Genomic DNA, 11,250 nt, shown 5'->3' with positions numbered 1-11,250 from the left:
GAACCATCATGAACGCTGTCATCTCTCCCACCATGTCTGCTTCCACTTCGACTTGGACCGACGTCTGCCCGACCGACGACATCCTGCCCGACACCGGCGTCTGCGCCCTGGTCGAGGGCCGCCACGTCGCGGTCTTCCGCGTGGGCGCTGATCGTTTCTTCGCCATCGACAACGTCGACCCCAAGTCCGGCGCCAGCGTGCTCTCGCGCGGGCTGGTGGGCAGCCTGGGCGATCGCATCGTCGTGGCCTCGCCGCTCTACAAGCAGCACATCGACCTGCAGAGTGGCGAATGCATCGAGCAGCCCGAACTTTCGGTGAGCGCCCACGCGGTGCGCACCGAGGGCGGCCTCGTGCAGGTCAGCCTGCGCTGACCGCTCCCTGATCCAGACCGTACCGAAGAGACAGACCGCGAAAGCAGAGGGCGGCCCACCGCCCCGCTCGCCTGACGACGACCCGACAGAGGCGCGCAGGCCCACTCCCCCGCTGACAACAGGAACACACACATGGCTTACCTCGCACCAGCCGAATTCGTCACCAAGATGGTCGACGCAGGCGAATCGAAACTGCTGATGTCCACCCGTGACACGCTCATCCGCTCGTACATGGCGGGCGCCATCCTGGCGCTGGCCGCGGCCTTCGCGGTGTCCGTCTCGGTGAACACCGGAAACCCGCTCATCGGCGCCCTGCTCTTCCCGACTGGCTTTTGCATGCTTTATCTGCTGGGCTTCGACCTGCTGACCGGTGTGTTCACCCTGGCCCCGCTGGCCGTGTTTGACCGCCGCCCGGGCGCCACCTGGTCCGGCGTGCTGCGCAACTGGGGCCTGGTCTTCACCGGCAACTTCGCCGGTGCGATGACGGTGGCGGTGTTCATGGCCATCATCTTCACCAACGGCTTTTCCGAAGCGCCCAACGCCATCGGTCAGAAGATCGGCCACATCGGCGAAGGCCGCACGGTGGGCTACGCCGCACACGGCGCGGCCGGCATGCTCACGTTGTTCGTGCGCGCCGTGATGTGCAACTGGATGGTCTCCACCGGCGTGGTGGCGGCCATGATGTCCACCAGTGTCTCCGGCAAGGTCATCGCCATGTGGATGCCCATCCTCATGTTCTTCTACATGGGTTTCGAACACTCCATCGTGAACATGTACCTGTTCCCCTCCGGCCTGATGCTGGGCGGCAACTTCACCTTCATGGACTACCTGATCTGGAACGAGATCCCGACCGTGCTCGGCAACCTCGTGGGCGGCCTGACCTTCGTGGGCGCCACGCTCTACTCGACCCACTACAAGACCGCGCCCAAGCGCGCATCGGCCTGATGCTGCGGGTCTCGCTCGGCCAGCACACGCGGGCCGGGCGCAAGGAAATCAACCAGGATTTCCACGGCGCGGCCATCCCGAAAGAGCCCTTGCTGAGCAACAAGGGCATCGCGCTGGCCATCGCCGACGGCATCGGCAGCAGCCCGGTCAGCCAGCTCGCCAGCGCGGCGGCCGTGCGGGGCTTCCTGGACGACTACCTCTGCACCACGGAAGCCTGGAGCGTGCAGCGGTCGGGCCAGCGCGTGCTGCAGGCCACGAACTCGTGGCTGCATGCGCAGAACCAGCGCAGCGATGCCCGCTTCGACCGCGACCGAGGGCAGGTCTGCACCTTCAGCGCCCTGATCCTCAAAGGCAACGCGGGGCACGTGCTGCACGTGGGCGACACCCGCGTGTGCCAGTTCCACGCCAAGGCGCTGGAGCCGCTCACGCAAGACCACCGCGTGCAGGTCAGCGCCTCGGAAACCTACCTGGGCCGCGCCCTGGGTGTGGGCCCCTCGGTAGAAGTCGACCACCGCACCTGGACGCTGAACGTCGGCGATGTGTACCTGCTGAGCACCGACGGCGTGCACGAGTTCATCGATGCTGCGGACGTGCACCAGGCCCTGGCCGCGCACCCTGCTGACCTCGACGCCGCGGCCTCCGCGCTCGCGGACATGGCTTTTGAGCGGGGCAGCCCGGACAACCTGACGCTGCAGATCGTTCGCGTGCAAGAGCTGGGCGAGGCGGCCGTTCACACCCTGCACCAGCAACGCGCCGAGCTGACGCTGCCGCCACCCTTGCAGGCGCGCATGAGCTTCGAGGGCTACACCATCGTGCGTCCGCTGCATGCCAGCTCGCGCAGCCACGTGCACCTGGCCATCGACGAACTCAGCGGCCAGCACGTCGCGCTCAAGACCCCGTCGGTGGACATGCGCGAGCAGCCCGACTACCTCGATCGTTTCCTGCTTGAAGAATGGGTGGCCCGCCGGCTCGACAGCCCGCACGTGCTCAAACCCTGTGGCCTGCCCCGCCCGCGCCAGCATCTGTTCGTCGCCATGGAGTACATCGAAGGCCAGACGCTGGCGCAGTGGATGAACGACCACCGGCACCCCGACCTCGACAGCGTGCGCCAGGTGATCGACCAGGTCGCCAAAGGGCTGCAGGCCTTTCATCGCCGCGAGATGCTGCACCAGGACCTGCGCCCGGAGAACATCATGATCGACCGCACTGGCACGGTGCGCATCATCGATTTCGCCTCGGTGCACGTGGCCGGCCTGGCCGAAGGCAGCGAGCACGCCCGTGCCGATGCCCTGCTGGGCTCGCTCCAGTACACCGCGCCCGAATACATGCTGGGCCACGGCGGCACGGCAGCCTCCGACCTGTTCTCGCTGGCCGTGTTGACCTACCAGATGCTCACCGGCCAGTTGCCCTACGGCTTGCAGGTCGCCCGGCTGCGCGAGCCCGCCGAGGTCAAGAAGCTGCGCTATGTGCCGCTGCGCGACCACCGCCCTGACCTGCCGGCCTGGCTGGACATCGTCCTGCGCAGGGCGCTGCACCCTGATCCGCATCGGCGCCACGAAGCGCTTTCGGAGTTCATGCACGAATTGACAGCGCGCGGCTCCGCCGCTCACCACCACCGGGGCACGCCGCTCATCGAGCGCAACCCGGTGGCCTTCTGGCGTGGCCTGAGCCTGTTGCTCGCTGTGGGCTGCCTGGTTTTGCTGGGCCTGCGCCTGACGGGACGCTGACCTCACCCATTGCCATGCCAACTTCCGCATCGCCCCCCTCGCCAGACCGGAGCAAAGCAGGGACAATCAGGCTTGTCCGACGCCCCTTGCCCCAAGCCATGTCCCTGTCCGTCTCCAGCCTCGTCCTGCGCGCCAAGCAATTGGAGCTGGAGGGCATCCGGCACCTCGCCGGCCGCATCGAGCTGGTCGATGTCATCGGGCAGCTGATCCACGCCTTGCAGCGCGAGCGCGGGGCCACCAGCATCTACCTGGCCTCCAGCGGGCAGCGTTTCGCCAGCGAACGCCAGGCCACGCTCGAGTCGGTCACGCCCATCGAGGCTCGCCTGCGCGAGCTGTTCGAGGCGCAACTCGCCCCCGAGGCGGGCGCGTCTGCGCGCATGCTCTCGCTGATGGCCTGGGTGGTGCTGGACCTCGACGCCCTCACCAGCCTGCGCGCCCAGACTGTGCAACACACGGTCACCGCCCACGCTGCGGTGACGGCTTACAGCCGCCTGATCGCCGGCTTGGTGGAGCTCATCTTCCACGTGGCCGATGCCACGCTGCACCCTGGCATCTCGCGCCTGTTGGTGGCCTTTGTTCACCTGGTTCAGGGCAAAGAGGCCGCCGGTCAGGAGCGCGCTGTCGGCGCCCAGCTCTTCGCCTCCGGGCAGTGCAGCGAGGCCGAGCAGCAGCGCGTCATCCACCTCATCGACGCGCAGGAGCGCAGCCTGCACGTCTTCGAAGAATTCACCGACCCGACCTTGCGCGGACGCTGGCAGCAGTCGCAGCTCACGCCCAACATGGCACAGCTCGAACGCTTGCGCCGCAGCCTGTGCACGGCACGCGCCGGCGCCAAGCTCGACACCGCTTTGAGCGAAAGCTGGTTCGAGGTCACCAGCGCGCGCATCGGTGAGATGGAAAACATGCTCGTGGCCCTGGTGCACGCCGTTCGCCACGACTGCGACGCCCAGATCCGCGCCACCGAGCAAGACCTGCAAGACTCCGAGGGCCTGCTCGAGCGCCTGCGCCAGAACCCGCCGCGACACAGCCACGCGGTCGACCGCTTCTTCAACGACGCCGAACAATCCGAAGCACCCGTGCTGTCGAACCTGCCCGATGGCCTGAAAGACGCGCCGGGCGCAGGGGCGGGTTCGGCCCTGGTCGAGCTGCTGCAGGATCAGTCCGCCCGGCTCAGCCGCATGGAGTCCGAGCTCGACACCGCGCGCCGCGCCCTGCACGAGCGCAAGGTCATCGAGCGGGCGAAAGGCGCGCTGATGTCGCGCCTGGGCCTGAGCGAAGAAGAGGCCTTTCGCGCATTGCAAAAGGCCTCGATGGACCACAACAAGCGGCTGCTGGATGTGGCCGAGGCCACGCTGGCCCTCCCTGATTTCGCCTTCGCTTCACAGGTTCGCCCCCCCGAGCGCTGAGCCAGAGAAGGCTGGCAGCGCCTGTCAGCCGCCGCCGCTGTCGCGTCCGTTGCGCTCCGCCAGCAAGCGCGCCTGCGCACGCATGGCCCGCTCTTCGAGGGGCGTCTCCACCAGGGTGTCCTGCCTCATCAGCTCGATGAGCCGGGCGGTCACGGCCTCCTGGTCACCGAACATCAGCAAAGCGGCCTGAGCGCCGAAGTGATCGTGGCGCATCACCTGCAGGGCTTGCAGGTCACGGGCCATGTCGTCCACCGTGGTGGGCGCCTGCTCCGACTGGATGCGCTGACGAACGGCCTCCTGGTAGCGGTCGAACCGTTGCGCCAGCTCCAGCGCCTGTGCCTGCAAGCCGGGCGACAAGCCAGCGGCGGCTTCGCGGGCCAGGGCTGTCAGCTGATCGGGGGTGCTGAAGGCCACCAGTTGCTCCAGCGTCACCACCGTGTCGGCATCCAGCATCAAGGCACCCGAGGCATCGGTGCGAAAGGGCTTGACCGTGCCAATGCGCACCGGGCCCTCATCACCAACAGACACCCCGGAAGAAAAGCCGCTTTGCTGCCCTGGCACCGGCACCTCAGGCTGGATCCAGCGATCCGGACCAGGCGGCTGGACCAGGGGTGCTTTCGCCGCGGGTGGAGCGCCGCCCGAAAACACCCCCAGCCAGCCAGCCAGGGCCAGGGTCGCCAGGCCGACCAGCGCCAACAGCGCGAGGGCAGGCCCGGACCATGGCCGGCGGCGCGACGTGATCGAGATGACCATGGCGCGCCTCCGATCAGTAAGGACAGTTCTGGTTGTAGCGATCGAAGACCAGCGCCGTCGCGTATCGCGTGTGCTCGGTGCCGCACAGGAAGGTCGAGTAGCGGGTGTCGCCATCGAGGAAGCGCTTCATCCAGGCCACGCCATAGCGACCGATCGGTGTGTTGGTCGAGTTCGGCGAGAAATGCGTGGCGCCGTTGAGTTCGCCATAGGCCTTCGAGGTGGCGCCGGGCAACGCCGCATAGAAAGGCCGCGCATGGGTGCCCACGGGCGCGATGGTGTCGCCATCGGCCCCGACGATCATCGTCGGCACACGCACGGTCGTGAAGGCCGAGTTGATGTTCCAGGGCGTCAGCGGGTAGGAGGCCTTGAGCGTGGGGTTGTCGCGCGCGGCGATCAGCGCACCGCCGCCACCCATCGAGTGCCCCGCCACGGCCAGGCGGCTGGTGTCGATGCGCGCCTTGACGGCCGAGCTCGACGAGTTGATGACGTGGTTGAGCGCGGCCATCAGCTGGTTGGCCCGGCTGTCGGGTTGGTCGAGCGTGGTCAGGGTGTTGAGGGTGATGACCACGAAGCCGTGTGTGGCGATGCGGCGGCCCAGCCAGGCGATGCTGATCTGGGTGGCGGTGAAGCCAGGGCTGATGGCGATGACGCCGTAGCGCGCCTGGGTGGTCGGGTAGTAGATGGTGCCGCCACCGAAACCGCGCGGCGCGGTGACGGAAGCGGTGCTCACGCTGAGCGGGCCGGCCGAGGCATTGAGGGATGCGGAGGTCGGCGCCGTGGTCTGAGCCAAGGCGCTGGCAGCGGCGGCCACCAGGCAGGTGGCCAAAACAGAGCGGATGGGTGCGTTCTTCATGTGTCCTCTTGTGGGTCGGTTGGGTGCATCGTTGACGGAGCCCGCTGCGGCGGCCGAAGCCGACTCAACGGGGCCCATGCACTGTGCTTGCCGACATCAGGACCGTGAAGAAACACCACGGACAAAAAGCAGACCCAAAGGGACAGTGGGGGATCAGGAAAACCCGGTCACTGCAGGTGCAAACGAGCGCCGTCCTGTGCCATGCGGTACTCGCGCGGTGTCAGGCCCGTCCAGCGCTTGAAGGCGTGGCGAAAGCTCACCACGTCGCTGAAGCCCAGCGCCTCGGCGATGTCTTCGGTGCTCAAGCGCGTGCCCACCAGGTAGTCGATCGCCAGGCGCTTGCGCACCGCAGCGAGCAGCTCGGAGAAGCCGGCGCCCTCGGCCTCCAGCCGGCGACGCAGGGTGCGCGAGGTCATGCACAGGCGACTGGCCACCTCTTCGATGGAGGGAAAGCGGCCGCCGTGCCGGGTGAGTTCTTCGTAGACGCGTCGGGTCATGCCCGCGCCCCAGCTGGCCTCTTCCAGCAACCGAGCGCATTGCACCGACAGGTGAGAAGCCGTGATCGGGTGGGCGAGTTGGGGCGCACGCGTGAGCAAGTTGGCGTCAAAGCGCAGGGTGTTGGTCGACTGGCCGAACACGACGGGGGCGTGCAGCACGCGCTCCCAGTGGCTGACGTCTGCTGGCGCCTGCCCGATGTAGCCCGCTTGCTTGGGGACAAAGGACTCGCCCATCACGTCCTGGCCGATGCGCACATGGGCCGCCAGTTGCAGGTCGATCATGAAACGGTAGAGCGCTTCATCGACATCGGGCCAGGGAAAGGCCGCGCGGTCAGGGAAGGTCCACACCGCTTCATCGCCCTGCACCTCCCAGCGCAAGGGCAGCATGCCGCCCGAGAGCGGGTGATAGCGGATGGCGCGCTCCCAGACCTGGCGCAGCGACTCCGAGCACAGCAGCGCGTAGCCATACATGCCGTAGTGCGTCACGCCCAGGCGCTCACCCACGCGCAGGCCGAGGTCGGCACGGGGCAAGAGGCGCACCGCGTTGCGGCTGGCGCGCAAGAACTGCGCACACGAGGTCATGGTGAAAGGGTTGCCGACGTTCTCCGGCAGCAGGCCGGTGCCCGCGAGCACCTCGTGCGGGTCGGCGCCCAGCTCGGTCATCACCCCCAGCAGCACCGACAGCTTGGAAGGCGGGAAGCGCCGGTCGCCGGCGCGGGCCAGCAGCAGCGCGGTGCCGCGGCCGTCGGTGGAGGCGCGCAAAGGTGGCGCCGGATCGGTGTCGATGAGCTGCATGGTGAGGACCTCCTGAATGCCTGATCGCGGCGATTCTGTCAGCGGCCTGCTCACTCGCCTCTCCGGGACGCCCCGGGTATGCGGCATCGCATCTGGACACCGATGTCCGATCCGATCACCCCCTTGTCCGATCCGATCACCCGTGGGCCAGGAGCACGCGTGCAGCCTCGATGCGCAGGGCCATGTCCACACTGGGGTCGTTCATCACGGACAGCAGGAAAGCGCGTGGGCCGTCGGCCGCCACCGCACCGATCGAAGGCGACGCTGGTGCGCCCAAGGAACCCGGCGGGACCCCGAGGTGCGGAGCGGGCTGGCCAGGCACGTCGCCAACGCTGTTCGTTTCTGCGAGCGCGTCGGCCGCATCCCGGGACGACGCAGCCAGCCAGCGCGCCCATGGCTCGGCGGGAATGGGCAATAGCCTGCTCAGCAGCGTGGCCTGCCCGTCTTCGCTGGGTGCGCAATCGAGCCAGGGGGATTCGGCGAACACGGGAACGAGGTCAGGGGCGACGAACGCCGACCACCGGTCGGGCGCGACCTCGCGGGGCACGGGCCAGGCGTCTTGGTGGGCATCGGTTGACGAATCGGCCGGCCAGCACGTGAAACGCCAGGCAGCGGCATCGGCGGGTGACACGGTCACGCCAACCTGCTGCAACCCCTCTCGGATCAACTGGCGCAGCACCAATCGGGCCTCGTCCACCGACCGGGTCGATGGCAGGGCGAAGCACAGCAGCCAGCCCTCGGTGCCATCGACCGCGATGGCAGGCGCGGACAAACCAGCCTGGGCTTGCACCCAGGTCCAGACCCGGCTCACCCATTCGCTTTCGGCCGCACGCACGTGCCAGGCCACGACCAGCGAGCCCTGCCCCGCACCCAGCAGGCGCTCCCATTGCTTCGACAGCGCAACGCCCATGCTCGCCCCGCCCTTCAGTTCAGCGCCGCGGTCACGATGACCTCGATGCGCCATGCGGGGTTCACCAGCGGCGCCTGGAAGGTGGCGCGGGGCGGCGCGGTCACGCCGTCGAACCAGGCCTCCCAGACTTCGTTCATGGCCGGCACCTCGGCGATGTCACGCACGATGACCTGGGCCATGAGGATGCGACCGCGCGAGCTGCCAGCTTCCAGCAGCAGGGCGTCGATCTGCTCGAGCACCTGACGGGTCTGGCCCGCCATGTCGGCATCCGGGTCGGTGGGCACCTGGCCGGCCAGCCACACCACGCTGCCGTGGATGGCGGCGTCGGAGTAGCGGCGCTCGGGGTTGAGGTAACGAATGGCTGGGCTCATGTCTCGGGTTCCGGTTCGGTCTCTGCGCGAGACCACCCCCGATCATCGCCCGAACTTCACTGCGTGCGCGTCCAGACCTGGGTGCGACCGAAAGCCGGCACACCCCGGTAGCCGCGCACCTTGAGCTGCTGGCCATGCTCCAGCACGGTGATCTCGACCTTGTAAACCTTGCCCGAACCCGGGTCGAGCACCTGCCCACCGGCCCACTTGTCGGTGTTGTCGGGGTCACCCTTGAGGTTGCTCAGGATCTCCAGCCCGGCCAGTGGGGCGCCCTTGCGCTCGTCGTCGCACAGGTCGCAGCGCAGGTCCTTGGCCGAGCGGCCATCGAGCAGGCGAACGATGCGCCCCGACAGCACGCCATCTCGCTCGGTGATGACGATCTCGGCCTTGCGCTGCTTGCCGCCGTCGTCAAAGCTCCACCACGTGCCCACGGGGCTGCCGTCGGCGTGGGCCATGGGCACCCAGCTCAACCAGGGCAGGCAGATCAGGGCCAGGCGGGCGAGGTTCACGGGCTTCAAACGGCTCTCCGGTTTGGGGTTTGTCATGAAAAACCCCTTACTGTCCCACCCGGATGCCTGCCCGTCAAGGTAATTTGCACGCATCTGGCGATGAATCGACACGTTGCCACCATTTGACCGACGTTGACCACTCATGTTGTCAAAATAGGGGCCGCCAACGACAAATGAGGCAAGGCGGGGAACTTCGCTAGACTGACAGCGTCCTACCCGGACCCCTTCGCATTCCCCTCGCGGCCGCCCAAGATGATCCAACGCCTGTGCTGGTTGATGCTGCTGTGCAGCCAGCTCCTTTGCGGCAGCGCCTTGGCCGGCGCGCTGCGCATCACCCCCGCACAAGCTTCACAGAACGTGCACGCCGCCGCCGACGTGCTCGAAGACGCGTCCGGCCAACTCAACCTGCAGGACCTGCTGTCAGGGGGCGCGGCCGATGGCTTTCGGCCGGCGGGCTCGGCGCTGTCCAGCTTTGGCTTCACGCGCTCGGCGCATTGGTATCGCTTCACGCTGGACAACCCTGGCAACACGCCACAGCGCAGGCTGCTGGTGCTGCGCACGCCCTGGCTGGACACGGTTCACCTGTACTCGGCCGACGCCCAAGGCGGCTTCCAGGAGCGCCTGGTGGGCGACGACCTGCCTTTCTCGGCCAGAGACCACCTCACGCCCGCCTTCGTGCTGGACGTGACCGTCGCACCCGGGCGCCACACCCACTACCTGCGCGTGAGCAGCCGCCAGGCATTCATGACGCCGATCGAGCTGTGGCAGCCCGAGGCCTTCGCAGCCGAACAGGAGCGCTGGGCCGCTTACTACGGCATGTTCTACGGCATCTTGCTCGTGATGGTGCTCTACAACGGGCTCATCTGGCTGTGGACCCGCGAGCCCAACTACGCCTGGTACTGCCTGTACCTGCTGGCCTTCAGCGCCATGAACGCGTCCTACAGCGGCTTTGCTTTCCAGTTCTTCTGGCCCGACTCGCCCACCTGGAGCAACCTGGGGCACACCGTCTTCATCTTCGTTTTCCAGGTCACGGCCACGCTGTTTTCCATGACCTTCCTGGAGTCCAGGAAACGCCTGCCCCGCCTGCACCGGGTGCTGCAAGGCTTCCTGGTGCTGCTGCTGGCCTGCTGGCTGGGCGTGACCTGGTGGGGCAACCCGGTGGCCTACAACGCGGCACCCGTGAACTTCATCTTCCTGGGCACGCCACTGATCCTGGCTGCGGGCCTGGCCGCATGGTGGAATGGCTACCGCGCCGCGCGCTTTTTCGTGCTCGCGACCATGGTCAGCCTGAGCGGCGCCCTGTGCACCGCGCTGACGGTCAGCGGCTGGCTGCCCTACACCTTTGCCACCTTCCATGCGGCGGAGTTCGGCATCCTCATCGACGTGGTGCTGCTGTCGCTGGCGCTGGGCGACCGCATCAAGCTGCTGCGCGATCAGCACCACGCCACGCAGCAAGCCATGCTCGAGCAAAAGCTGCACGCCAGCGACATGCTGGCCCAGGTCAATGCAGACCTGGAGCGCACGGTGCAAGAGCGCACCGCCGAGCTGGCCCGAGCACGCGACGAGGCCGAGCGCCAGGCCCGCACCGACGGCCTGACCGGCGTGGCCAACCGGCGCTGCTTCGAAGAGGTCGCGGCAAGAGAGGTGGCCCGCGCCCAACGCTATCAGCAGCCGCTGTCGATCATCCTGTTCGACATCGACCTGTTCAAGCAGGTCAACGACCTGCACGGCCACGCCGCTGGTGACGCGGTCATCAGAACAGCGGCCAGCGTGGTCCGAGAAGCCATTCGAGAAGTGGACTTCGTGGCCCGCGTGGGCGGCGAAGAATTCGCCATCTTGCTGCCAGGCATCCACCAGGCGCAGGCGGTGACCACGGCCGAGCGGCTGCGCGAACTCATCGCCGAGCGCGAAGCCGTGCACCAGGACCTCAGGCTTCGGCTGACCGCCAGCCTGGGCGTGAGCGAGTGCCGCGCCGACGACCCAGGCTTTGGCGCCTTGTTGCACCGCGCCGACCAGGCCATGTACGTGGCCAAACAGCGCGGGCGCAACCGGGTGGCAGTGGCGCCCGATGCGCCTGGTGCGCCCGACGTGCCCGAGGCACCGGCGGCCTGAT

At 67.7% G+C, this 11,250-nt stretch carries 11 protein-coding genes; 5 read left to right on the top strand and 6 right to left on the bottom strand.

What is annotated here, in order from left to right; all coding sequences use genetic code 11:
- Positions 1-8 precede the first annotated feature (8 nt).
- From nirD to ABG80_RS15405, 4 genes are all read left to right on the top strand, one after another.
- Entirely contained in the window at positions 9-371 is a 363-nt protein-coding gene (nirD, locus tag ABG80_RS15420; RefSeq protein ID WP_200964327.1) for a nitrite reductase small subunit NirD, read from the top strand.
- Positions 372-503: 132 nt separating this feature from the next.
- Positions 504-1,316 (top strand): formate/nitrite transporter family protein, encoded by an 813-nt coding sequence (locus tag ABG80_RS15415; RefSeq protein WP_058088498.1) that lies wholly within the window; start codon positions 504-506, stop codon positions 1,314-1,316.
- Positions 1,316-3,043 carry a bifunctional protein-serine/threonine kinase/phosphatase gene (locus ABG80_RS15410; protein ID WP_058088497.1) on the top strand — a complete coding sequence of 576 codons (1,728 nt, stop codon included), beginning with the start codon at positions 1,316-1,318 and terminating at the stop codon, positions 3,041-3,043. The genes ABG80_RS15415 and ABG80_RS15410 overlap by 1 nt, the downstream gene beginning before the upstream one ends.
- 98 nt (positions 3,044-3,141) lie before the next feature.
- The gene (locus tag ABG80_RS15405; protein ID WP_058088496.1) at positions 3,142-4,449 is read left to right on the top strand and encodes a nitrate- and nitrite sensing domain-containing protein; all 1,308 of its coding nucleotides are present in this window, start codon (positions 3,142-3,144) and stop codon (positions 4,447-4,449) included.
- A 24-nt stretch (positions 4,450-4,473) separates the two neighbouring features.
- On the opposite strand, the gene ABG80_RS15400 is transcribed toward ABG80_RS15405, so the two are convergent.
- The 6 genes from ABG80_RS15400 to ABG80_RS15375 form a co-directional block, all read right to left on the bottom strand.
- A complete protein-coding gene (locus ABG80_RS15400; protein ID WP_058088495.1) occupies positions 4,474-5,202 on the bottom strand; it encodes a hypothetical protein in 729 nt (242 codons plus the stop codon).
- 13 nt (positions 5,203-5,215) lie between these two features.
- Positions 5,216-6,055, bottom strand: a complete 840-nt coding sequence (locus ABG80_RS15395; RefSeq protein ID WP_058088494.1) for an alpha/beta hydrolase family protein — start codon at positions 6,053-6,055, stop codon at positions 5,216-5,218.
- 167 nt (positions 6,056-6,222) lie between these two features.
- A complete protein-coding gene (locus ABG80_RS15390) occupies positions 6,223-7,347 on the bottom strand; it encodes an AraC family transcriptional regulator (RefSeq protein ID WP_083506151.1) in 1,125 nt (374 codons plus the stop codon).
- 136 nt (positions 7,348-7,483) lie between these two features.
- Positions 7,484-8,257, bottom strand: a complete 774-nt coding sequence (locus ABG80_RS15385) for a hypothetical protein (RefSeq protein ID WP_058088493.1) — start codon at positions 8,255-8,257, stop codon at positions 7,484-7,486.
- 14 nt (positions 8,258-8,271) lie between these two features.
- Positions 8,272-8,628: a RidA family protein gene (locus ABG80_RS15380; RefSeq protein WP_058088492.1), complete on the bottom strand. Its 357-nt coding sequence runs from the start codon at positions 8,626-8,628 to the stop codon at positions 8,272-8,274.
- A gap of 56 nt (positions 8,629-8,684) precedes the next feature.
- Entirely contained in the window at positions 8,685-9,173 is a 489-nt protein-coding gene (locus ABG80_RS15375) for a DUF2147 domain-containing protein (RefSeq protein WP_235513881.1), read from the bottom strand.
- A gap of 216 nt (positions 9,174-9,389) precedes the next feature.
- Between ABG80_RS15375 and ABG80_RS15370 the strand changes: the two genes are divergently transcribed.
- Complete coding sequence (locus ABG80_RS15370; protein WP_058088491.1) at positions 9,390-11,249, top strand: sensor domain-containing diguanylate cyclase; 1,860 nt, start codon at positions 9,390-9,392, stop codon at positions 11,247-11,249.
- The last annotated feature ends 1 nt before the right edge of the window (position 11,250 follow it).

Source organism: Aquabacterium parvum (genome assembly GCF_001447195.1).
In the GTDB taxonomy this organism is placed as follows: domain Bacteria; phylum Pseudomonadota; class Gammaproteobacteria; order Burkholderiales; family Burkholderiaceae_C; genus Aquabacterium; species Aquabacterium parvum.
This window is presented reverse-complemented; position numbering and strand designations above follow the sequence as displayed.

What these genes read in the sequence shown, in the direction of transcription:
- ABG80_RS15400 (WP_058088495.1), bottom strand. Translation starts at nt 5,202, where the DNA reads ATGGTCATCTCGATCACGTCGCGCCGCCGGCCATGGTCCGGGCCTGCC.
- ABG80_RS15395 (WP_058088494.1), bottom strand. Translation starts at nt 6,055, where the DNA reads ATGAAGAACGCACCCATCCGCTCTGTTTTGGCCACCTGCCTGGTGGCC.
- ABG80_RS15410 (WP_058088497.1), top strand. Translation starts at nt 1,316, where the DNA reads ATGCTGCGGGTCTCGCTCGGCCAGCACACGCGGGCCGGGCGCAAGGAA.
- ABG80_RS15385 (WP_058088493.1), bottom strand. Translation starts at nt 8,257, where the DNA reads ATGGGCGTTGCGCTGTCGAAGCAATGGGAGCGCCTGCTGGGTGCGGGG.
- ABG80_RS15380 (WP_058088492.1), bottom strand. Translation starts at nt 8,628, where the DNA reads ATGAGCCCAGCCATTCGTTACCTCAACCCCGAGCGCCGCTACTCCGAC.
- nirD (WP_200964327.1), top strand. Translation starts at nt 9, where the DNA reads ATGAACGCTGTCATCTCTCCCACCATGTCTGCTTCCACTTCGACTTGG.
- ABG80_RS15405 (WP_058088496.1), top strand. Translation starts at nt 3,142, where the DNA reads ATGTCCCTGTCCGTCTCCAGCCTCGTCCTGCGCGCCAAGCAATTGGAG.
- ABG80_RS15370 (WP_058088491.1), top strand. Translation starts at nt 9,390, where the DNA reads ATGATCCAACGCCTGTGCTGGTTGATGCTGCTGTGCAGCCAGCTCCTT.
- ABG80_RS15390 (WP_083506151.1), bottom strand. Translation starts at nt 7,347, where the DNA reads ATGCAGCTCATCGACACCGATCCGGCGCCACCTTTGCGCGCCTCCACC.
- ABG80_RS15415 (WP_058088498.1), top strand. Translation starts at nt 504, where the DNA reads ATGGCTTACCTCGCACCAGCCGAATTCGTCACCAAGATGGTCGACGCA.
- ABG80_RS15375 (WP_235513881.1), bottom strand. Translation starts at nt 9,173, where the DNA reads ATGACAAACCCCAAACCGGAGAGCCGTTTGAAGCCCGTGAACCTCGCC.